This window comes from Agromyces sp. Y182, assembly GCF_059445385.1.
This window is the reverse complement of the sequence record NZ_JCAIUF010000001.1, coordinates 820250-841450: the sequence shown is the minus strand read 5'-3', so window position 1 is coordinate 841450 and position 21201 is coordinate 820250. Positions and strand designations below refer to the sequence as shown.

Genomic DNA, 21201 nt, shown 5'->3' with positions numbered 1-21201 from the left:
TTCCGCTGCCGTCACTCAGCTCTGACCGGGTCGCGGCCCGATCTGTGACGAAGCGGCGAAACTCATTCAGTCGATGTCGGGGCGGCGGCGATTCCAGCGGGCGAGTTTCAGGGGCGCCGTCGAGAGCCACAGCGTCTCGATCGTCGCCGCGCCGTCGATGCTGAGCACGCCGACGACCTCGCCGTTCAGGCGGCGGAGTGCGAGCCCCGGCCGCCCGTTGACGTGCACGGCCTGCATCGAGGCATCCGGATGCTTCGCCACCTGCTCATGAAGTGCGCTGATGACGCGTGCGCGCCCGAGCAGTTCGCCGCCGGTCTCGTCGCCGGAGTCGATGATCAGGCACACGTCGCGGTTCAGTGCGCCCGCCAGCGCGAGCTCATCACCGTGTTCGAGCGCGGCGAGCAGGCGAGCGGCGAGGTCATGCTGCGACACGAGAGGTCACGGCACCGAGCTTGTCGGGGTTCATCATCCAGAGCACCTGGTCGATGCCCTGCGCGCCGGTGATCACGGTGATCACCGCGAACGTCGTGCCGTCCTTCGAGAGCAGCACCGAGGGTTGACCGTTCGTATCGGCCTCAGTGATCTCCACCCCATCCCAGAAGTGGGTGTGGAAGGCGCGCACGAACTTCGCCACCCGCATGCGGCCGACCACCGGGAACTTCGATGCGCGTACGCGGCCGCCGCCGTCGGTGTACGACACGACGTCTTCGGTGAACAGTTGCTCGAGTTCGACGAGGTCGCCGGTCTTCGCGGCGGTCAGGAATGCGGTGAGCAGTCGCCGCTGCTCCGATTGCGGCACGTCGCGCTTGCGCTCGCCGGTGAGGTGCTTGCGTGCACGGCTGACGAGCTGTCGAGCGGCGGTCTCGGAGACCTGCACGATCTCGCAGATCTGGTCGTACGGGTAGGCGAAGGCCTCGCGCAGCACGTAGGCGGCCCGCTCGGTCGGGGTGAGCCGCTCGAGCATGACGAGCACGGCGAAGCCGAGGGCCTCCGCGCGCTCGGCGCCGAGCGTCGGGTCGGCGCTCGTGTCGACCGGTTCGGGAAGCCAAGGGCCGATGTAGGTCTCGCGACGAGCGCGGGCCGACTGCAGCGCGTTGATCGCGAGTCGGGTCGTGGCTGTGGCGAGGAAGGCCGGCGGATCCTGCACGACCGAGCGGTCGGTGCCCTGCCAGCGCAACCATATGTCTTGCACGATGTCTTCAGCCTCGCTGGCGCTGCCGAGCATTCGGTAGGCGATGCCGAAGAGGCGCCCGCGCACGCCTTGGAAGACGGCGAGGGCGTCGTCGAGATTCGCATCCATGTCTGATCCCGTCAGTCGGCAGATGGGAGCGCAGTCGTCCCGTTCAACTGAGACCGGACGCACCGCGCGGATGTGACAGCATCCGTGGAATTCGTTCGGATCTTCGGATGATATTCCGGATGCCGCGGGCGTGCGAGATCCTGAATTTCGGATCATGCATGCTCGCGCCATCCGTTCGGCCCTGGATGTCACAACTTCGGCACGTGCCCGGTCTTCGCTCATGACAGGTTCGGTCGAGTCGTGAGGCAAGAGCGGGAGCACTGGGTTTCAGGCGGCCTTCCCGGAGGTTGCGCCAAGCAGACCACGGCTGGTCCCACCCGCCGCCGAGCCTTCTGTCACGATCAGAAGGAGGGGTGCGATGAGCACAGGAGATGGGTTCACGCCGGTCAAGCCGGTCGAGTATCTCGATTCGGCCGGATATCCCGACGGTGCGGGTTTTCTCGACGAGGGCACCGTGGCGCTCGTCGACGAGGTGACGGCCGCCGCCGTTCGCGAAGTCGACCGACCATCGGCCGACGCCGAACTCGACATCGAGGTGCACCGCATCGACGACGAGCACGTCTACTCGGCCACGATCGGCGGCCGCGAGTTGGCGAGCCTCCGCTACGACGAGGTGGACGGCCGCGTCGTCGTGCTCACGACGACGGTCGTTCCCGAGTTCCGCGGCCGCGGCATCGCCGCAGATCTCATCGCCGACGCGCTCGACGACATCCGCGAGCGAGGCCGGCGTCTCACCGTGCGCTGCCCGGTCGTCGCCGCGTTCATGGCCGGAAACCTGCAGTACGCGGATCTGATCGATCCGGAGCAACCGGGCCGCTGAGCGCGTTCACCCCGGTGGCCTCTCGAGGCGGTGCCAGTCGGTGCCGGGCTCACCGTCGCGCCCCGATCGTTGTGGTCGTCGACCGTCGTTGGTATTCTCCAGACTTCGGACACCATCCTCAGCCGGCTCCCGCAACGTTCGGCGATTCGACTCAGGTCATGAGCTCTCCACACGGGCGCTCGCGTCTCGACACCTCCCGAGACCAGCCCGAACTCGGCAGAGGGAGAAGATCGAACATGGCCGCTGACAACCCGCCTGCAGCCGAACCCGTCACCTTCGCCGGAGGCGTGCTCGATCGATACCGCCACGTGTGCGTCTTCGTGAATGCACCGGGCGAAGAGGATGCCGTGCTCGATCCGTTCGTCAGTCAGGGGATCGATCGGGGTGATCGCCTGCTGTACCTCGTCGACCCCGCAGCATCCGCCGCGCCTGTCAACCGGCTTCGACAGCTCGGGTACGACGCGGGAGATCTCTTGGAGCAGCATCAGTGCGAGGTGCGAACCTGGACCGACACGTACCTCCGGGGTGGCAGCTTCGACCAGACGGCGATGCTCGATCTGCTCGATCGCGTGCTGGTCGACGACCAGTCGCCTCGAATCCGCATGCTGTGTGACATGGGTTGGGCAGCCGATCTGCCTGGCGTCGCCGAGCACCTCATCGAGTTCGAAGCGCGGGCGAACTTCATCCACGCGCGCCATGAGCACGTCGTGATCTGCTCCTACGACGCCACGAAGTTCGACGGTTCCTTCATCATCGACATCCTGCGCACTCATCCAATGGTCCTGATCGGCGGGATGCTGCAGGAGAACCCGTTCTTCGTTCCTCCGTCGGAGTTCCTGGAGGAGCGGGTCTTGCGAGCGGATCGCTGAACGGGTTGAGGCCGACATGGACACTGCGTCAACCAGTGGTTCGGTGGAGCCGGAACACGGCGACGCTTCGGGGATGGATTCGCGCCGGTGGATGCGCGATCTGGGCGCGCTCCTCGCGCTGCCGTCGATGTGGGTGGACCACGAACCGGTCGAGATCGCCACGGGACTGTTGAGCGTGCTCTTCGGTATCCTCCAACTCGACGGGGCGTACGCGCGATTCGACGATACCCAGGCAGGCGGCCCTCCGCTGGAGTCGTGGCGCCCGTCCGGGCCGGGGATGCCCGCCGAGTTGCTGTTCGCGCTCGATTCGGACCAAACGAAGGCACCGGGCATCACGACGACGGAGATCGACACGCAAGAGCTCGGCAATTTCCGGATCACGAGCCTCCCGCTCGCGCTGCCGTGGGAGACCGGGCTGGTGCTCGTGTCCTCCGATCGGCGCGACTTTCCGACAGCGATGGAGACGCACCTGCTGCGCATCGCGGTCGGACAGGCGGCGATCGCGATCCACACCGCACGGCGCCTCGCGCGGGAGCACGCGGCGCGTTCCGTGGCCGAGTCGGCGCTACTCCGGCAGAACGAACTCCTCAGGTCGCTCGTCGACGACGTCGAACCGTCGCTCACCGCGATCTCCCGTCGCATCCAGGATGCTGCGCAGCTCGTCTCCGAGGTCGACTCGTTGCGAGGGGCGCGATCGGAGGCCAGTCGTCCGATCCCGCTCGCACCCGTCGACCGCGCGGAGAGCCCTCGCGCGCAATCGCCGCTGCTCCCGCTCACCCGCCGCGAGACGGAGGTTCTGGGGCTGCTCGCGCAGGGTCTGAGCAACAAGGAGATCGCCGGCCTGATGTGGCTGAGCGACCGCACGGTCGAGCGGCACATCACGACCCTGTACCGGAAGATCGGCGTGGCTCGACGCAGCGAAGCCACCGTCTTCGCCCTTCGCCACGGCGCCGGATAGCTCGAAGTCCGGTTCAACCGGTTCCGCGCGCGTTGAGGGGTTCCCCTCACCTCGCTCTGCCTCCGCTCTGGAGTTGCGGAGTCCTACGGACGCGCCCGGGCCACGTCCGCGACAGGTTGGAGATGCGGCGTCTCCGACCAACTCTGGCCACACTGCCCTCGATTCCGCCCTCTGAAAGGAAATGACCATGAACGCATCACTCACCCGGTTTCCCGTCGCTGAAGGCCCCGGCTCCGTCACCGCAGCACTCGGACTTCCTGACGGGTTCACCGACACATTCACCGGCCGGTACGTACAGGCCGGCGACGTCCGCCTGCATGCCGTGATCGGCGGCGATGGGCCGGCCCTGCTGCTCGTGCATGGCTGGCCCGAGAACTGGTACGCCTGGCGCCACCTGATGCCGGAGCTGGCGAAGCACTTCACGGTCATCGCTGTCGACCAGCGCGGCATGGGCCTGTCGGAGAAGCCGCAAGGCGGGTACGACACTCGCACGCTCGCCAACGACCTGGTGGCGCTCATGGACGCGCTCGGCCACGAGCGGTTCGCTGTCGTCGGCCATGACACCGGGCTCGCGATCAGCTACGCGCTCGTCGCCGACCACGAGCACCGGATCGACCGGGCCGTGCTCGCCGAGATCCCCGGCGCCCCCGGCACCACGCCGGCGCCGCCCTTCTTCGTTCCCGCGCCGCTCAACGACAAGCTCTGGCATCTCTCCTTCAACCGTGTCGAGAACCTCCCCGAGCAGCTGATCACCGGGCGTGAAGACGCCTTCTTCGGCTACGAGTTCGCCGTTCAAGGCGGCAACCTGCCCGCCGAGGTGATCGCCTACTACGTCGGCCTGCTCTCGAACCCCGAGTCGTTGCGCGGCAGCCTCGGGTTCTACCGGGCGTTCGACGCGACCCTCGCGCAGAACACGGAGCGTGCGACCCGCAAGCTCACCGTGCCGGTCCTGGGCATCGGCGGCGAGCGCAGTTATGGCGAACACGTCGCCGAGGCCCTTCACGCCGTCGCCGAAGATGTGCAGGGCGCCGTCATCCTCGGAGCCGGTCACTGGGCGGTCGAGGAAGCACCCGACCAGGTGCTCGCAGCGATGATCCCGTTCCTGGCCTCGTCCCGCGCCGCACAGGCGGCGGGAAGCGCCGCACCGACGGTCGTCGCGGTCTGAGAGTGGGAGCCGCTCGAAGAGTTCGAATGACAACCACTGACTCCCAAGGAGAGCAACATGACCATCACCGAACCCCGACCCACCAAACAGCCCGACGACAACACCGCGATCCGTCCGTTCACCGTCGACTTCCCCCAGTCCGACCTCGACGACCTGCATCGCCGCATCCGCGAGACCCACTGGCCCGAGCGCGAGACCGTCGGCGACGCCTCGCAAGGCGTTCAGCTCGAGGTCGTGCAGGAACTCGCGAAGCAGTGGGAGGGACACGATTGGCGGGCGGTGGAGTCGCGCCTCAACGACCTGCCCCAGTTCGTCACCGAGATCGACGGGCTCGACATCCACTTCATCCACGTGCGCTCGCCGCATGAAGACGCGTTGCCCATGATCGTCACCCATGGCTGGCCGGGGTCGGTCATCGAGCAGCTGAAGGTCGTCGATCCGCTCACGAATCCCACCGCGCACGGTGCGGATGCCGCCGACGCGTTCGACCTCGTCATCCCGTCGCTACCCGGGCACGGCTTCTCGGGCAAACCCGAGGAGACGGGCTGGGATCCGATCCGCATCGCCCGCGCGTGGATCGAGCTGATGCGCCGCCTCGGCTACGACCGTTATGTCGCCCAGGGCGGGGACTGGGGCAACGCCGTGACCGAGCAGATGGCGCTCCTGACACCTCCGGGGCTGATCGGCATCCACACCAACATGCCGGCGACCGTGCCGAACGCGATCCAGGCGGCGCTGGACAACGGCGACCCGGCACCCGCAGACCTCTCCGCCGAGGAGCGCGGGGCGTGGGATCAGCTCGCATTCTTCTACGCCCACGGGCTGGGGTATGCGCAGGAGATGGCCAACCGGCCGCAGACGCTCTATTCGCTCGCCGACTCGCCCGTCGGCCTCGCGGCGTGGATGCTCGACCACGACGCACGCAGCTACGACCTCATCGCGCTCGTGTTCGCCGGGGCATCCGAGGGCCTGACGCCCGACGACGTTCTCGACAACGTGACGCTGTACTGGCTGACGAACACGGCGGTCTCGTCGGCGCGACTGTACTGGGAGAGCAAGCTCGCCTTCTTCGCGCCGAAGGGCGTGACGCTGCCGGTCGCCGTGAGCGTCTTCCCCGAGGAGATCTACGCGGCGCCGCGCAGCTGGGCGACGCAGGCGTATCCGAACCTGATCCACTTCAACCGGCTCGATCGCGGCGGGCACTTCGCGGCCTGGGAGCAGCCCGAGCTGTTCTCGCAGGAGATGCGCGCCGCCTTCCGGTCGCTGCGGTGAGCGGCATGTTCCGATCCATCGCCCATCGTTCGGCCGGCGACCAGGAGGCGCTCCCCGACGAGGGGCGCCTGCCGTCGTTCGATCGTGCGACGAGCTGGCTCAACTCCGAACCGGTCACTCCCGAGGGGCTCCGGGGGCGCGTCGTCCTCGTCGACTTCTGGACCTACACGTGCATCAACTGGCTGCGCACGTTGCCCTACCTGAAGGCGTGGGCTGCGAAGTACGAGGATGCCGGATTGACCATCGTCGGCGTGCACACCCCCGAGTTCGGCTTCGAGCGTGACCTGCGCAACGTCATGGCGCAGTCGAGGAACCTCGGTGTCGACTACCCGATCGCCGTCGACAGCGACTACGGCGTGTGGGACGAGTTCGCGAACCACTACTGGCCCGCGGTCTACATCGCCGACGCGGAGGGACGCATCCGCTTCCATCACTTCGGCGAGGGCGAGTACGCCCGAACCGAGATGGTGATCCAGCAACTCCTCGTCGACGCGGGGGCCAGCGATCTCGACCTGGACCTGGTGATGGTCGAGCCCCGGGGTTTGGAGGTCGCCGCGGACTGGCGTTCGCTGCGGTCGCCTGAGACATACCTCGGGTACGGCCAGAGCAGTGGGTTCATCGCAGAGGATGCCGCGTATTTCGACCGCCCGCACGTCTACGAGGCATCCCGTCGGCCGCCGCTCAACTCATGGGACCTCAACGGCGACTGGACGGTCGCACAGCACGCCGCCGTGCTGAACGAGCCCGGCGGGCGCATCTCGTTCGCGTTCCAAGCACGAGACGTCAACCTCGTCATGGGGCCTGCGACCGCCGGTGCCGCCATTCCGTTCCAGGTCTCACTCGACGGTCAGCCCGTCGGCGGCGCCCACGGCAGCGATGTCGACGCTGACGGCCGAGGCGTGGTCACCGACCAGAACACACACCAGCTGATCCGCCAGTCGGAGCTGGTCACCGAACGCGTCTTCGAGATCCAGTTCCTCGAGGCCGGCGCGGAGGTGTACTGCTTCACGTTCGGATGACGGCGGGCGCCCGCCTGGAAGTGAGGCGGTTCGAGGCGTCATCGAACGAGGCAAGCCGTACACGTTCCGCCATCGCGCTGTCGAGGCCTACCTGACCAGCGACTGGCCCGACGTCGATTCAAGGTCAGCCTCCGTCGCGAGTCCGGCGAGGGCCGCTTGCACCTCGTCCGGCCCGTGGAGGCCGATCGAGGCGCTCGGAGCGGTGCCGGCCGAGATCGCGACCGCCACCTCGCCGACATCGACCGCATCCACTGCGCCTTGTGCGTGCCGGGTGGTGACCGGACCGAGGACCAGCGAGAACACTCGCCGGGACTCCCCACTCTCGGCAGCAGCGACGCGCTGCATCATCAGCAGCGCCGCCTGCTCCATGCTCACCAGACCGCTGCCCGGAACCGGCCACGTTGCAGAATCACCGACGATGATCTGGTACGCACCCCTGTCGCTCAGGTGCGGAAGCGCCGCACGCAGCACTGCCATGTGCGTGGTCGTGAGCCCGGTGAACGCAGCGTCCCAGTCGGTCTCGGTGATCTCCGCGAGGGTGCGACCTTGCCACCAGCCTCCGATCGGCGCGACGACGGAATCGAGACCGCCGCGGAAGTGCACGACCTGCCGCACGAGATCTTCGGCGCCGGCGAAGGTGCTGTAGTCGTGCACGATCAGATGCAGATGCTCATCCGCGACCGCTCCCAGCACGGCTTGGAACTCAGCCGATCGTTCTTCGGATCGGGTCGGGACGATCACTTCCGCGCCCGCCGCGAGGAACGCGCGCACAATGCCCTCCCCTACTGCGCCAGTTCCACCGGGTACCAGGACCCGGTGTCCGGTCAGATCGGACGTCGTCTTCGGGGTTGCATTCATCAGGTCTCCAGTCTCGAGCGTAATTCGTTGTGAGTACCAACGTTGGTAATTACAACAGTATCTCCAACTCGTTGGTCAATGCAACGGTTAGGATCTACGCATGACGGATGATGGCGAGACACGGCCGCCGGCCCGGCTGCGGGCGCTGGTGAGCTGGCAAGTCAATAAGGTCAACGTCGTGGGGTCGCGGCTGACCGGGTCGCGGATGCCGGCGAACGCGCGGTCCGACTTCGCGGTCCTCGCCGCCCTGGAGGAATACGGCGCCCTCAGCCAGGCCGACCTCGGCCGCCGACTCGGCCTGGATCGCAACAACATCAACGGCATCGCCACTCGACTCGATGGCAGTGGCCACATCGTCCGGGCGACGGACCCGACCGATCGTCGCCGCAACACCGTCGCGATCACCCCGGCTGGGCGGCAATATCTCGAAGAGGTGCAGGCCGCCACCGATGCCGTCCAGGCCGATCTGACCGCCAACCTGTCCGCAATGGAGAAGGAGCAGCTGAGCAGACTTCTGGCCAAGCTCCTCGAAGCGCACCCTGCACCGTCCGCCTGACGAAGCACCCCGCACCTCGCGTACCGGACTGAACGGCTGAAGTCTGGTACAGGCGGCTCCGGAACACATGCTGATTCGCCCTTACCGCCTCGTGCGACCTCCGCTACTGTGGGCGGCGCAGAGCGAGGAAGGGGATCGAGATGACGGTGGCGTTCCTGTTGACCACGCTCGTGGTCGTCGCGACTCCGGGCACGGGGGCGGTCTACACGATCGCGGCCGGCCTCGCGCGTGGATCGCGGGCCAGCCTCGTCGCCGCGTTGGGCTGCACGATCGGCGTCGTTCCGCACATGATCGCCGCGATCACCGGGCTCGCCGCGTTGCTCAACGCGAGCGCGCTCGCGTTCCAGACCATCAAATGGCTCGGCGTTGCCTACTTGCTCTTCCTCGCTTGGCAGACCATGCGCGACAAGTCCGCGATCGAGATCGACGAGCAACGCGCGCCGACCTCGTTCTGGCGCGTCATCCGCACCGCGGTGCTCATCAATCTGCTCAATCCGAAGCTCACCATCTTCTTCTTCGCGTTCTTGCCGCAGTTCGTGCCTGCGTCTGACCCGACGGGCGGGTTGACCATGATCTGGCTGAGCCTCGTATTCATGGCCGTCACGTTCCTCGTGTTCGCGGTCTACGGTCTGTTCGCCGCAACGATGCGTCGCCAGGTGATCGGCCGCCCCCGCGTCGTCACATGGATGCGGCGCACGTTCGCCGCCACATATGTACTGCTCGCCGGGCGGCTCGCTCTCGCGGAACGGTAGGCGGGGCTGTGGAACGGCACGTGGCCGGTCATGCCCATTTACGGACCGGATGCTTCATGGCGCTCGGACTCTCGGGCCTCGGGCGGCGCGATCTGCTCGAGCTCATCGATCAGCATCGTGCCTGAGGCGTCGCGCGCCACCATCTCGCCGAGCTCCTCCGCAGCACGGCGGTAGCCGGGGCCGTCGAGCACCTCGGCGATGGCCCGCGCGATCTTCTTCGCCGGGGCGCGGCGCGACACGCTGACGCCGGCTCCGCGGTTGGTGACGCGCACCGCGTTGTCGGCCTGGTCGCGGCCGTGGTGCAGGATGACGAGCGGCAGGCCCGCCGCGAGGGTCTTGATCACGGTGCCGTGGCCGCCGTGCGTGACGACGAGGTCGGCCTGCCGCATCACCGCACGGTGCGGCGCCGACTCGACCACCGTCACGTTCGCCGGGGCGCGAATCGCGTCGGCGGCGACCGCGGGCCCGGTGGTCACCAGTCCGCGCACGGGAAGCGCGCCGAGCGCGTCGGTGATGCGTTGCAGGCAGTCGACGTGGTTCTGGAACGTCGACGACATGGCCACGAGCACGAGCGGTCCGTCGCCCGCGGGCGCAGTCCAGGCCGTGTCTGCCGCCCAGGTCGGGTCGTCGAGTATCGGCCCCACATAGCGGGCGTTGCCGGGCAGGGTCGCCGGGAAGTCGAACGCCGCTGAGGAGAGCACGAGTTGACGGCGGGCGCGATTCTGCTGGTCTGATGTCGTCGTGATCGGGTCGAGGCCGTGCTCGGCGCGCACCTCGTTGACCGGTGCGAGCGAGTACCGGTCGAACAAGCGGCGGCTCGCTGTGCTCAGTACGCGATCCCGCAGTCGGCCGGTCGGCCCGCGCGCGGGCGAAAGCCCGGCGCCGAATGGCGGCATGCCCTCAGCGGGCAGCGGGTAGACGTTCGGAAGCAGAACGTCGAACGGAATCCCGCCCGCCTCGGCCGCGATCATCGCACCGACGGCGAAGGCGGAAGTCACGACGAGGTCGGGCCGCGTCGCCTCGATCGCCGCGACCGTGTCGCGCGCCTGAACTGGAGCGGGCCCGGAGATCATGTGTTCGGCCATGCCACGGGCGAGGCTCGTCGGCGACTTGAGCTCCCAGTCGCGGAACTCGCCGGCGGCATCCCCGGTTCCGGGCAGATACGACGCGCCGGTCTTGCGCACCTGGTCGGCCATCGATACTTCGGCGAGCACGCTGACGCGGTGCCCCCGATCGACGATTCGACGAACGACGCCGAGCTCAGGGGGAACGGTGCCGCCGGCATCGGTGAGCACGAAGAGATAGGTGCGACGGCCGCCAGGCGCCGCGTGCGGGCCGGTGCCGGGTGCCGACTCGTCGTCGCTCATGGCGGTCATCGTACGCATGCGGTCGCCCGCGCACCAGACACCAACTCGGGGGCGGATGCCCCGACATCACGCAGATCGCGTTACGAAGCCGAACTCGCGTTCGTGCGAATGCGACCGCGCAGGAATGGGAGCGCCGGCGCTCGGTATACGAGCGCCGGCGGATGCTTCGGGTCGAGCGCGAACTCGGCACGGCCGAACCGCCACAGCCGGTTGAACAGGAATACCCCGACGACGACCGTCTCGTCGGCCGGCACTTGCCACGTGCCGATGCCCCACTGAGCCGGCTGCCCGCGCCCGCCGATCACGAGCGTGGGCTTGATTCGGGCATAGAGCGCGAACCAGGGCTTGCGCAGGGTCAGTTCGATGCGGCGGGCCGCCGGGTCGTCAGAGTTCATCGGGAGTGAGACCGCCCGAGCGCGAACGCGCCCTGACGAGGGTGGGTTGTCCGCTCAATCCGCACTGCCTTTCGTGGTTCGCTCCGACTCAGGGTAGTCGTTGGCCGCATGCCGGGCACTGCAGGCCCTGCTGCTCCTGCACAATGGCTGAATGCCTGCATTCACGATCGCTGTGCCCGATGACGTGCTCGACGACCTGCGGTCGCGGCTCGCACGCACCCGGTTCACGCAGCCGAGCGCAGAGGGTTGGAAGGCCGGGGTCGATCCGGCGTACTTGCGCACGCTGGTCGAATATTGGGCGAATGAGTTCGACTGGCGCGGCGCCGAGGCGCGGCTCAACACGTATCCGCAGTTCATCGAACGTGGCATGCACTTCGTGCACATCCGTCGCGATTCGAGCAGACCGCCCGTGCTGCTGACCCACGGCTGGCCGAGCACCTACCTCGAACTGCTGCGCCTCGCCGACCTGCTCGACGTCGACGTCGTCGTCCCATCGCTGCCTGGGTACCTGTGGTCCGAGCTGCCCGACGGGCCGGCCACCCGTGCCGCGGTCGCTGAGACCTTCCACACGCTCATGACCGAGACGCTCGGTTATGAGCGGTATTTCGCCTTCGGCGGTGACATCGGCGGGTCGGCCTGCGGATGGCTCGCCACCATGTATCCCGATGAGGTCGCCGGGCTGCACGTCATCCACGGGCCGTTCCCGGCTGACTACGACGAGCCCATCACCCCCGCCGAGCAGGTCTGGCTCGACTCCGAAGACGAGCGCGGCGAAGAAGACAGCGGGTACGGCGCAATCATCGGCACGCGGCCCGACACGATCGCGGCTGCCCTCATCGATTCACCGGCTGGCATGGCCGCCTTCATCATCGACAAGCTCTGGGCGTGGAGCGACTGCGGCGGCGACCTCGAGTCTCGCTTCGACCGCGACAGCCTGTGCGAGATGCTCACGCTCTACTGGGTGACCGATTCGATCGGCACCTCGTTCCGGCAAGACCTCGACCGGCTGCAGAACGGCAAGCGGCCGACGATCACGGTGCCGGTCGCGGTGACGCAGAGCCACGAGTGGAACATGCCCCTCTTCCCGCGCTCGATCGCCGATCGCGCGGCCAGCGACATCCGTCGTTATTCAGCGGCCGAAAGCGGCGGGCACTTCATGGCCTTCGAAGAGCCCCAGCTCGTGGCCGACGAGCTCAGTGCGTTCATGCGCGAGGTCGGCTAGGCGGTGTTGGTAAACCCTGAATTGGGCCAGACGAGGGTCGCGGCGAGACAGGCGCCGGCGTAGTAGTTGCGGGCGAGTTTGTCGCTTCGGGTGGCGATGCCGCGCCAGTTCTTGAGTTTGTTGAAGCCAGGCCCCGAATGTTGGATCGCGTGGTTCTGGCATCTGAGGTCACGAATCCAACGCCACGTCATCAATTCAGCGTTTCGGGTTCGACGGTGAGTGGCGGATGACCGCCGCTCGCGATGGCGAAGGCCCGGCAGGGACGTGAGGCGACTCCTACCGTCCCTGCCGGGGAACACGGCTCAACCGTCGATTCGGATTCCCTCGGGTGCCGTGTCGGCGAGAGAGATCGTCAGGCGCCCGACGTTGTCGCTCATCGTCGTGGTGCCATCGCCTGTGGTCTCTTCATGTCCGAAGCCGACGATCAAGCCTCGAGCGGTGTCGACATCGATCACCGCGCGTGCGGTGTTCTCACCATGCTCGGGATAGGCGATGGATGTGATGTCGTCTTGGACCGTGAGCACGCTCGCGCCCTCTTGGAGGGCCAGAGCGCCAAAGATCGACGCGCGGAGATCCGGCGGCGCGAGGTTGAAGCCGTAGAGATCGACCAGGACCGGTGGTGCGACGCCGGGCTCCGGCTCGTAGCCTTCGATCCAGTCCAAGAGCGCAGCCGGATCCCGTGGCATCTCGTCGTAGTACCGCTCCATCGGGTTGAGTCGGAAGTCGTGCGTTTCCCATCCGTCGCCGGCCATGATTCGCCCGCCGGGATATGCCTCGATTGCCGCCACTCCTGCCGCCCCGGTTGCTGTGCCCAGCCCGAGCCACTCCGCGATGTCGTCGGCGAGTTCGGTGTCGCCTCGAGTGACGTTCACCGTCTGCGGACGCACGTCCGAGACCCAGTCCTCCGATCGGTCCGCCGGCACGTAAAGGGATCGTGAGGACGAGAGAGTGTAGTCGACGTCGTGTTCCACTCCCTCTTTGGGCGCATAACCGAGGTTGCTCTGCTCGTAGTTCTCGTCGATTCGGATGTACTGGCCAGCTGCAGGGTTCAGCACCTCGGCCGTGAGGGTCGTCGCCGCCGCTTTCTCGAAGACCGCTGCTGCGGCGGTCGGCGCCGCGAACGGGTTGGCGACGACACCAATCACCAGCGCCGCTGCTGCCACGCCGCCTGCGAGGGCTGACCCGCCGATCCAGCGCCGACGCCGGGCGACGCGTTCCGCTTCAATGCGTTCTTCGCGTGCGATCTCCCGCAACAGCGACTGCCGCGCAGCGTTCACCGCCTCCTGACGGAGGGCCGGAGTTTCCGACCCGATTTCACGCACTCGTTCCAACAGCTCCATGGCCGTCCTCCTTCGCAATCCAAGTGAGACGCACAGACGAGTGCGAGCCCGGCGGTGCGAGCTTTCGACGCACGCGATTCAATCGCGATCTGATCGTTCCGACCGGCACGCCGAGGGCGATGGCGATCTCCTCGTATGTGAGGTCGCCCCATGCGTACAGCAGCAACGTCTCGCGATCACGAGGGGCGAGACTCGCAATGCGAGGGGCCAACGCGCGGACCGTGGCCGTGGCGTCCGCGCGATCGTCTGCGGCCTCGATCGCAGCATCCGTGACATGCCCGCCACTCGCAGCGGATGCCGCGAACGATCGCCACTGCGCTGCCTCTTGCGCGCGGTGCGCCTTGATCACACGCGAGGCGATGCCGAGCAGCCATGGTCTGGCGGAGTCCCATGCCAGATCGAAGTCGCCACGACGCCTGAACGCGACGAGCATCGTTTCGCTCAGAACGTCCTCGGCGCCGTGAGAACCCACGCGTCGGGCCGCGAACGCGCCCACGACCCTCTGGTGCCGCTCGAACAGCTCGGCGAATGCCGAGGGAATATCGAGGGAACGGCGGATGATCTCGCTGTCTGTGCTCACATGGAGTATTGGGGGATCGGCCTCAATCGGTTCACGGAAACCCGACAATCGGCGCAAATGCCATTTTTGCCAATCGTCGTGGAAACGCCATCTTCACGTGGAACTTACACCGCTGCTCCGTACCCGTTTACCAACACGCCCTGGGCAATACAGCTAGGCCGTGTTGATCAATTTGCTTCGATGGGCCGGGGAGTCGGGCAGGCATCGGTGCTAGTGTGCGAACGGTGCAGGTAGACCCCTCGATCACGGGAGTGATCTCAGCGTTGTGGATGACCGTGGCGATCCTGGCGGGTGGCTATGCGCGAACGCGGAACAGGTCCGCGTGGACCTGGTTCCTGCTGACGCTCTTCCTTGGTCCGATCGCGGCGTTCTTGATGGTGACGTGGCCGGCGCGTGTTGACCCCTCCACGGTCCCGGCTCAGGCTTCCGCGGCTGATCGGGATCGTACGACGACGGGCTAACGTGCGCTGGTCAGGTCCGTTCTGATCCAGATCAGTGTGGCACCGAAGTCGATCGGTCGGCCCGGCCTCTTTCGCCGGTGCGCGATCTGGTCGTCGCGCTCGGGATCGTCGCAGCGATAATGCGCTGCCTCAGCCACGCCCTGTTCGTCTTCGACGGATAGCCCTTGTCCGCGAGTACCCGGTCGGGACGAGTCCGCGGCCTGCCGGCCGCAGATCGCGGGACGCGGATGTGATCGAGCCGGTGATCCACCCACGGACGCGAACGGCCCGTCACTGTCGGCATCAGCGGCTCCAGCACAACCCACACCCCATCAGAGACCTCGCGACGCGTCACCCATCAAGACTCACCGACCACACCCTCAAACCACTTGATCGACAAGCCCTAGGAGGCGCCTCCCGCGCGTCAGATCGGGAAGGAGCCCGTCGTCGGCGATCGTTCATCCTCGGCAGCTGTGCTCTCAGTCGGACTCGAAGAACAGTGCCCGGAGCTCGTCGGGCCAGGCGGTCGCACGCCGCGTGCGGGCGTCGACGTGCGCCACGACCATCAGGCACGTGGAGACCGTTGCGCCCGCGGCATCCGTCATCGTGCACTCGATCATCGCGTCGGGGCCGCGGAATTCGCGCACGAAGGAGGTGATCGTGATCTCGTGATCTGCGCTCACCGGTTTGATGAAGTCGATCTCCATGCGCCGCACCCAGGTCATGAACCCCAGGGTGCCGAGTGTCTGAAGATCCCAGCCGGCGTACTTCGCGAGCCCTTCCATGCGGTGGTCGGTGAAGTACCGGGCGTAGTTGCCGGTGCTCACATGCTGGAACGGGTCGAGCTCGGAGAAGGCGATGCGATGCGTGGTCTCGTAGATGATCGGCGAGCTCGTCATCGCATTTCCTCGTCTCAATGGAGCCGTCGGTGGCGACCGGCGGCTCATCGTGCTCCGCCTTCTTCGGGGTGCTTGCCATGCTGGCATCCGGCGACCGATCGTTCAAGGGCGTCATTCTGTCGTCGGCAACTGCGCGGCGACGACATGCAATCTATAGGTTGCAATTCGTCGAGCGATCTGCAACCATCAGGTTGCAAGATGCAATAGCGAACGAAACGATGACAGGAATGGAGGCGGCGTGATGCTGCTGGAGAACAAGGTGGCCGTGATCCACGGCGGTGGGGGATCGATCGGAGGCGCGGCCGCGCGAGTGTTCGCCCGCGAGGGCGCACGGCTGTTCCTCGCAGGCAAGAGCCTGCCGCGACTCGAGGCTGCGGCATCCGTCGCGAGAGCCGAGGGGGCGGATGTCTCCATCGCCGTCGTCGACGCGATGGACCAGGCCGCGGTCGACCGGCACGTCGAAGAAGCTGCGGATGCCGCCGGTCGCATCGACATCGCCCTGAACACCGTGGGATTCGACCATGTGCAGGGCCTGCCGATCGCTGAGACATCGCTCGAGGACTACCTGTACCCCGTGGTCGGGTACCTGCAGACGAACTTCGTGACCGCGAAGGCCGTATCGCGGCACATGATCGCGCGGGGCAGTGGCGTGATCCTCACGATCTCGACGCCCGGCGCGCGGCTCACCGGTCGCGGGCTCATCGGCAATGCCGCCCAGTCGGCCGCGCTCGAGGGGTTCTCGCGCGCGCTCGCCGGCGAACTCGGGCCCGACGGGGTGCGCGTGGTCTGCGTGCGTCCGCACGCCATGTCCGACGCACTCGAAACCTCGTACACGGGCGAGATGTTCGGCCGCACCGCCGACGTCGGCGGCATCCCCTTGGAGCAGTGGCTCACGGGGTTGGTCGGCTCGACGCTGCTCGGCCGGTTGCCGGTGCTCGACGAGATCGCGGAGTACCTCGCATTCGCGGCATCCGATCGTGCGCGCTCGATGACCGGGGCGATCGCAAACCTGTCGGCGGGGGCGCTCGTCGACTGAGCCGGGTGCGATCCGCCCCGGCGAACAACAACCGACAGCCTGCAACAACCGAGGAGTGAGAAATGACCGACAACCGCCACGCACCGACCCGCCCGACGCTCGTGCTCACCGTGCTCTTCGCCGGCGCGTTCGTGATGGGCTGCGCCGAGATGCTGGTCGTGGGCATGATCGACCTGATCGCCGCCGATCTGGCCGTGACCGTTCCGGCGGCGGGCGCACTCGTCACCGCCAATGCGCTGGGGCTCGCGATCGGCGGCCCCCTGCTCACCTTCCTCACGACGCGATTCGATCGACGGCGGGTGCTGCTCACCACGATGGTCGTCTTCGTGTTGGCGAACCTCCTGCCTGCGTTCGGCGCCGACTACTCGACCTTCCTCGCGGCCCGGGTCGTCATCGGCGCGGCGCAGGGCCTGTTCATCGCTGCTGCGATGGTGACGGCCACGTCGATCGCACCGCCCGAGCGTGCCGGTCGGGCGATGGCCATCGTCATCACCGGCTTCGCGTCGGCGAGTGCGCTGGGCCTGCCACTCGGTACGCTGCTGGGGCAGGCAGCGGGGTGGCGCGGATCGTTCGTGGCGGTCGTCGCGGTCGCGGTCGTCATCCTGGTCATCGCCATCCGGGTCCTCCCCTCGGTGCCGACGCCGCGTGAGAGCGGTGCCGTCGGTCAGGCCCGATTCGCGTTCGCCCCTCGCGTTCTCGCCGTGCTCGGCCTGGCGGCGTTGATCTTCGTGGCCATCCAGTCGGCGGTGACCTACCTCGTGCCGTTCCTTGCGGAGGTGACGGATGTCTCGGGGCCGGTCGTGGGCGCGTACCTGCTGGCCTACGGCGTGGCGACCACGGTCGGCTCGTTCGTCGGTGGCCGCTTCGCCGATGCGAACTCCACACGCGCGCTGATCGTCGGTGCGGCCGGTGTGACGCTCTCGCTGATCGTGCTGTTCGGTTTCGGCGGCAACCCGTTCGTCGTCGCCATCGCGGTGATCGGCATCGGGCTGTTCGGCATGGCGACGGGGCCGTCGTTGCAGCATCGGGTCGTGAGCCTCGCCGGACCGGGCGCCCCGCTCGCAGCGTCGCTTCCGGCATCCGCGGTCAATGCCGGAATCGCCGGCGGCGCCTTCGCCGGGGGAGTGGCGATCGATCTCAGCGGCATCCCGGCCGCAGTACTGACCGGTGCCGTCGTCGGGGCGATCTCGATCGTCGCCGCGTGGGCGACCGGGTTCCTGAAGCCCGCGGCCGTCGCCGCACCAGAACCTGTCGCAACCCGATAGCTGCAGGCAACCATCGAAAGGAAGATCATTATGACTATGACCGACAACCAGGCATCCGTCGTCGACGAGGGCACCTTCACGGTGCGGCGCACCATTCGCATCGCCGCCCCCATCGAGAAAGTGTGGACCACCGTCACCGAGCCCGAGCACATCTCCAAGTGGTTCGGGCTCACCGTGCTCGATGGAACGGGCGCCGGGGCATCCGGAACCATCACGTTCCCCGAATACGGCTCCGTGCCGTTGCGAGTCGAGGCGGTGGATGCCCCGCGCATGGTCTCGTACCGCTGGGGCAACGACGACGCGGCTGACCAGCTGCCCGACGCCGTCGACGACGAGCATTCGACGGTCTTCACCTTCACCCTCGAGCCGGTGCCCGACGGCACGCAGCTCACCGTCGTCGAGACCGGCTTCGACCGCACCTCCGACCCGGCCGCGAACATGGCGAGCCATGCCGAAGGCTGGGTCTCCGAACTCGACAAGCTCGTCGCCCTGCTCGAGGGCGACGCGTGACGACCGAAACGCTGGTTCCGGTGTTCGCCGCACTCGGGGACGAGACCCGGTGGAGCATCCTGGCTGCACTCGGCGAGGGCGACGCGTCGGCGTCGGCCCTCGCCGGGCGCCTGCCCGTCACCCGGCAGGCGATCGCGAAGCACCTCGCGGTGCTGCAGGAGGTCGGCCTCGTCGAACCCAGTCGCGTCGGGCGCGAGGTGCAATACCGAGTGATCGGTTCGCAGCTGAGCGACACCGCCCGCAGGCTCGAGGCCATCGGGGCGACGTGGGACCGCCGACTCGCCGCGATCAGGGAGATCGCCGAGGGGCTCTAACGTCTCACTGCCGCTGAACCGAACTGAAGAATCGCCGAGCGAGTCGCAGCCGGCCGCGATGAGGGCCAGAATGGAAGGCGACGCGAAGGGGCACGGCATGAGTGAGCGCACGACAGGCTCGGCGACGGATGCCACTGCACCGACGTCGGCACCGGATGCCTCTCGCGCGCCGCACGGCCCCGGACACCACGCCTTCGACTGCCCCGAGTGCTTCGAAGAGCTGCAGCGCAACCGCGACTGGTGGAAGGCCCGCCCCGAGGGCGCGCGCCTCGTCGGGCTCGTCGTCGCACGTGACGACATGCCGTCGGTCGTCGAGCAGCGCAACGACCTGACCGCCTTCGGTGTCGCCCTCCTCGACTTCAAGCATCCGGCTGCCGAAGCGCCCGAGACCTGGGAGCAGCGGCTCGGCCGCCTGTTCGGCACGCTGCGGGCCGGCGACGTGCTCGTGGTCGCGAACGAGCGCGCGCTCGGCCGCAATCGCGACGAGGCCGCGCGCACCATCCGAACCCTGGCTCGGCACAACCTCGTCGTGAAGGTGCTGAACCACGGCGCGCCGCACCTCGAGGATGCCCGAAGCTGATCGCGTCCGAGTAGGCGGGGCGTGGCTGCGGCACCGCCGGCCGCGCGGGTGAATGCGCGCGGACCGCTCGAGTCACCCCATACGCTGCAATGGTGATCACCGACCGAGACATCGCCCGTTGGCGGCTGCACTCGCAACTGCTCGCCGCACCGGTCGGCACCGCCGAAGACGTGGTGCGCACCCTGATGGCCGTGCAGGCCGAGAACCCGTCGCAATCGGCGTGGGCGGTCGCGACGCGTACCGCTGCGCCGCGCCAGGGCGATCTGGGCGGCGCGATCGCCGATGGTCGCGTGCTGCGCATCCACGTGCTGCGCTCGACGTGGCACTACGTGCACGCCGATGACGCGCAGTGGCTGCAAGAGCTCACCGCGCCGCGGGTGATGCCGGTCTTCGAGCAGCAGTTGCAGCCGTTGGGCGACCGGCTGGGAGTACTCGGTGACACGGTCGAGGCGATGCTCGCGGAATCGCCGGATCGCACGCGCGGCGACCTCGCCGATGCCCTGGCAGAGCGCGGCGAGCAACTCACCGGCCATCAGCTCATGATGCTGCTCGGTCGGCTCGAGGTGCTCGGCCTGGTCTGCAGCGGTGCGCCGCGCGACGGCGTGCACACCTACGCGCTCTTCGCCGATCGCGTTCCCGATCCGCGAGGGCTCGACCGCGATGAGGCGCTCGCCGAGATCACCCTGCGGTACTTCACGTCGCACGGGCCGGCCACCGAGCGCGACCTCGCGTACTGGGCCACCCTCACCGTGACCGACGTGCGGCGCGGCCTCGCCGCGGTCGGTGACCGGCTCGACTCGTTCGAGCACGACGGCCGCACGTTCTGGCACACGCCCGGCGACGTACCGGCATCCGCAGCCCCCGCCGGCCATCTGCTGCAGGTGCTCGACGAGATGTACCGCGGCTACCAGGACTCGCGCTGGGTGCTCGACGCCGACGGTGTGCTGCCGAGGGCTCGCGAGACGGCGATCGGCATGGCGCTCGTCGACGCGCAGCTCGTCGCCGGCATGAAGCGCACGGTGACGCCGAAGGCGGTCACGTTCGAGGTGCGGCCCCATCGCGCGCTGGGCAAACGCGAGGTCGGGGCCGTTCAGGATGCCGCGGCGCGGTACGGCGATTACCTCGGGCTCGAGGCGAGAGTGCAGCTCGACGGCGTCTGAGGTGTCAGCGTGCGGGCGCGCGCTCCCTGATTTCCGGGCTCGATCGGTTGTCGCACTCCCGTCGGCGGCCGCTACGCGCTCCCGTCGCGCGGCCGCGCGCGGTCGATGAGCAGGCGGATGCCGAGGCGCGAAGCCATGAGCACGATGATCAGCAGGGTGACGGAGAAGAACCCGCCGAGCTGCACCGCATCGCCGAACACGAGGTCGGTGATCCACAGGATGAGGAACTTGCTGCCGGCGCCGAGCAACAGCAGCAAGGCTGCGTTCAGCGTCTTACGCGCGGGTGATCGCGAGGCGCGCACCCGATCGAGGATGCGCGTCTTGAGCATCGCGATGACCTCGAGTGCGAGTTTGAACAGCACGGCGGTGAGCAGCGAGACGATGAACGACTCGGTGATGACGCCGGGCAGGAGCTGGGTGAAGAGCCCGAGCACGACGAGATAGACGAAGACGTCGACGACGTCGACAGCACGGAGACGCATGGGTCGCTCCTCGATCGACGGGCCCGATGCGCCGATCGGGGC

25 protein-coding genes are annotated in these 21201 nt (G+C 67.7%); 15 read left to right on the top strand and 10 right to left on the bottom strand.

Annotated elements, in window-relative coordinates:
- Window positions 1-66: 66 nt before the first annotated feature.
- On the bottom strand, window positions 67-432 hold the full coding sequence (locus AC1C2R_RS03860; protein ID WP_495351226.1) for a hypothetical protein: 366 nt from the start codon (window positions 430-432) through the stop codon (window positions 67-69).
- Window positions 419-1300 carry an RNA polymerase sigma-70 factor gene (locus AC1C2R_RS03855; protein WP_495379024.1) on the bottom strand — a complete coding sequence of 294 codons (882 nt, stop codon included), beginning with the start codon at window positions 1298-1300 and terminating at the stop codon, window positions 419-421. The genes AC1C2R_RS03860 and AC1C2R_RS03855 overlap by 14 nt, the downstream gene beginning before the upstream one ends.
- A gap of 358 nt (window positions 1301-1658) precedes the next feature.
- Here AC1C2R_RS03855 and AC1C2R_RS03850 point away from each other — a divergent pair, with 358 nt between their 5' ends.
- The 6 genes from AC1C2R_RS03850 (at window position 1659) to AC1C2R_RS03825 (ending at window position 7403) form a co-directional block, all read left to right on the top strand.
- A complete protein-coding gene (locus tag AC1C2R_RS03850; protein WP_495379023.1) occupies window positions 1659-2120 on the top strand; it encodes a GNAT family N-acetyltransferase in 462 nt (153 codons plus the stop codon).
- Between the two features lie 236 nt (window positions 2121-2356).
- Window positions 2357-2989, top strand: a complete 633-nt coding sequence (locus AC1C2R_RS03845; protein ID WP_495351223.1) for an MEDS domain-containing protein — start codon at window positions 2357-2359, stop codon at window positions 2987-2989.
- A gap of 73 nt (window positions 2990-3062) precedes the next feature.
- Window positions 3063-3947: a helix-turn-helix transcriptional regulator gene (locus AC1C2R_RS03840; RefSeq protein ID WP_495351222.1), complete on the top strand. Its 885-nt coding sequence runs from the start codon at window positions 3063-3065 to the stop codon at window positions 3945-3947.
- 187 nt (window positions 3948-4134) lie between these two features.
- Window positions 4135-5112, top strand: coding sequence for an alpha/beta fold hydrolase (locus AC1C2R_RS03835; RefSeq protein ID WP_495379022.1), 978 nt, complete (start codon window positions 4135-4137; stop codon window positions 5110-5112).
- A 57-nt stretch (window positions 5113-5169) separates the two neighbouring features.
- The gene (locus AC1C2R_RS03830; protein ID WP_495379021.1) at window positions 5170-6384 is read left to right on the top strand and encodes an epoxide hydrolase family protein; all 1215 of its coding nucleotides are present in this window, start codon (window positions 5170-5172) and stop codon (window positions 6382-6384) included.
- Between the two features lie 5 nt (window positions 6385-6389).
- Window positions 6390-7403 (top strand): redoxin domain-containing protein, encoded by a 1014-nt coding sequence (locus tag AC1C2R_RS03825; RefSeq protein ID WP_495379020.1) that lies wholly within the window; start codon window positions 6390-6392, stop codon window positions 7401-7403.
- 87 nt (window positions 7404-7490) lie between these two features.
- Here the strand turns inward: AC1C2R_RS03825 and AC1C2R_RS03820 are convergent, their stop codons facing one another.
- A complete protein-coding gene (locus AC1C2R_RS03820; RefSeq protein ID WP_495379019.1) occupies window positions 7491-8261 on the bottom strand; it encodes an SDR family NAD(P)-dependent oxidoreductase in 771 nt (256 codons plus the stop codon).
- A gap of 100 nt (window positions 8262-8361) precedes the next feature.
- Here AC1C2R_RS03820 and AC1C2R_RS03815 point away from each other — a divergent pair, with 100 nt between their 5' ends.
- Complete coding sequence (locus tag AC1C2R_RS03815) at window positions 8362-8817, top strand: MarR family winged helix-turn-helix transcriptional regulator (RefSeq protein ID WP_495379018.1); 456 nt, start codon at window positions 8362-8364, stop codon at window positions 8815-8817.
- 140 nt (window positions 8818-8957) lie between these two features.
- Window positions 8958-9569: a LysE family translocator gene (locus AC1C2R_RS03810; protein WP_495351216.1), complete on the top strand. Its 612-nt coding sequence runs from the start codon at window positions 8958-8960 to the stop codon at window positions 9567-9569.
- Between the two features lie 38 nt (window positions 9570-9607).
- On the opposite strand, the gene AC1C2R_RS03805 is transcribed toward AC1C2R_RS03810, so the two are convergent.
- Complete coding sequence (locus AC1C2R_RS03805) at window positions 9608-10936, bottom strand: glycosyltransferase (RefSeq protein WP_495379017.1); 1329 nt, start codon at window positions 10934-10936, stop codon at window positions 9608-9610.
- Between the two features lie 80 nt (window positions 10937-11016).
- Window positions 11017-11331, bottom strand: a complete 315-nt coding sequence (locus tag AC1C2R_RS03800; protein WP_495351214.1) for a hypothetical protein — start codon at window positions 11329-11331, stop codon at window positions 11017-11019.
- Window positions 11332-11482: 151 nt separating this feature from the next.
- Between AC1C2R_RS03800 and AC1C2R_RS03795 the strand changes: the two genes are divergently transcribed.
- Window positions 11483-12553, top strand: coding sequence for an epoxide hydrolase family protein (locus tag AC1C2R_RS03795; protein WP_495379016.1), 1071 nt, complete (start codon window positions 11483-11485; stop codon window positions 12551-12553).
- On the opposite strand, the gene AC1C2R_RS03790 is transcribed toward AC1C2R_RS03795, so the two are convergent.
- The 4 genes from AC1C2R_RS03790 to AC1C2R_RS03775 form a co-directional block, all read right to left on the bottom strand.
- Window positions 12550-12744 (bottom strand): hypothetical protein, encoded by a 195-nt coding sequence (locus AC1C2R_RS03790; RefSeq protein ID WP_495379015.1) that lies wholly within the window; start codon window positions 12742-12744, stop codon window positions 12550-12552. The two genes, AC1C2R_RS03795 and AC1C2R_RS03790, sit on opposite strands and share 4 nt — an antisense overlap.
- Window positions 12745-12855: 111 nt before the next feature.
- The gene (locus AC1C2R_RS03785; protein ID WP_495379014.1) at window positions 12856-13893 is read right to left on the bottom strand and encodes a hypothetical protein; all 1038 of its coding nucleotides are present in this window, start codon (window positions 13891-13893) and stop codon (window positions 12856-12858) included.
- Window positions 13868-14473: an RNA polymerase sigma factor gene (locus AC1C2R_RS03780; protein WP_495379013.1), complete on the bottom strand. Its 606-nt coding sequence runs from the start codon at window positions 14471-14473 to the stop codon at window positions 13868-13870. Before AC1C2R_RS03780 ends, AC1C2R_RS03785 begins: the two co-directional genes overlap by 26 nt.
- Before the next feature lie 919 nt (window positions 14474-15392).
- Window positions 15393-15812, bottom strand: a complete 420-nt coding sequence (locus AC1C2R_RS03775; protein ID WP_495379012.1) for an acyl-CoA thioesterase — start codon at window positions 15810-15812, stop codon at window positions 15393-15395.
- A gap of 241 nt (window positions 15813-16053) precedes the next feature.
- Here AC1C2R_RS03775 and AC1C2R_RS03770 point away from each other — a divergent pair, with 241 nt between their 5' ends.
- The 6 genes from AC1C2R_RS03770 to AC1C2R_RS03745 all read left to right on the top strand — a co-directional run bounded on the left by AC1C2R_RS03770 (window position 16054) and on the right by AC1C2R_RS03745 (window position 20677).
- The gene (locus AC1C2R_RS03770; RefSeq protein WP_495379011.1) at window positions 16054-16848 is read left to right on the top strand and encodes an SDR family NAD(P)-dependent oxidoreductase; all 795 of its coding nucleotides are present in this window, start codon (window positions 16054-16056) and stop codon (window positions 16846-16848) included.
- A 62-nt stretch (window positions 16849-16910) separates the two neighbouring features.
- Window positions 16911-18113, top strand: coding sequence for an MFS transporter (locus tag AC1C2R_RS03765; RefSeq protein WP_495351210.1), 1203 nt, complete (start codon window positions 16911-16913; stop codon window positions 18111-18113).
- 30 nt (window positions 18114-18143) lie between these two features.
- Entirely contained in the window at window positions 18144-18623 is a 480-nt protein-coding gene (locus tag AC1C2R_RS03760) for an SRPBCC family protein (RefSeq protein WP_495351209.1), read from the top strand.
- Entirely contained in the window at window positions 18620-18937 is a 318-nt protein-coding gene (locus AC1C2R_RS03755; RefSeq protein WP_495379010.1) for an ArsR/SmtB family transcription factor, read from the top strand. The genes AC1C2R_RS03760 and AC1C2R_RS03755 overlap by 4 nt, the downstream gene beginning before the upstream one ends.
- Before the next feature lie 97 nt (window positions 18938-19034).
- Window positions 19035-19517, top strand: a complete 483-nt coding sequence (locus AC1C2R_RS03750) for a recombinase family protein (RefSeq protein WP_495379009.1) — start codon at window positions 19035-19037, stop codon at window positions 19515-19517.
- A 92-nt stretch (window positions 19518-19609) separates the two neighbouring features.
- A complete protein-coding gene (locus AC1C2R_RS03745; protein ID WP_495379008.1) occupies window positions 19610-20677 on the top strand; it encodes a winged helix DNA-binding domain-containing protein in 1068 nt (355 codons plus the stop codon).
- 71 nt (window positions 20678-20748) lie between these two features.
- On the opposite strand, the gene AC1C2R_RS03740 is transcribed toward AC1C2R_RS03745, so the two are convergent.
- A complete protein-coding gene (locus tag AC1C2R_RS03740; protein WP_495379007.1) occupies window positions 20749-21159 on the bottom strand; it encodes a hypothetical protein in 411 nt (136 codons plus the stop codon).
- Window positions 21160-21201: the final 42 nt, after the last annotated feature.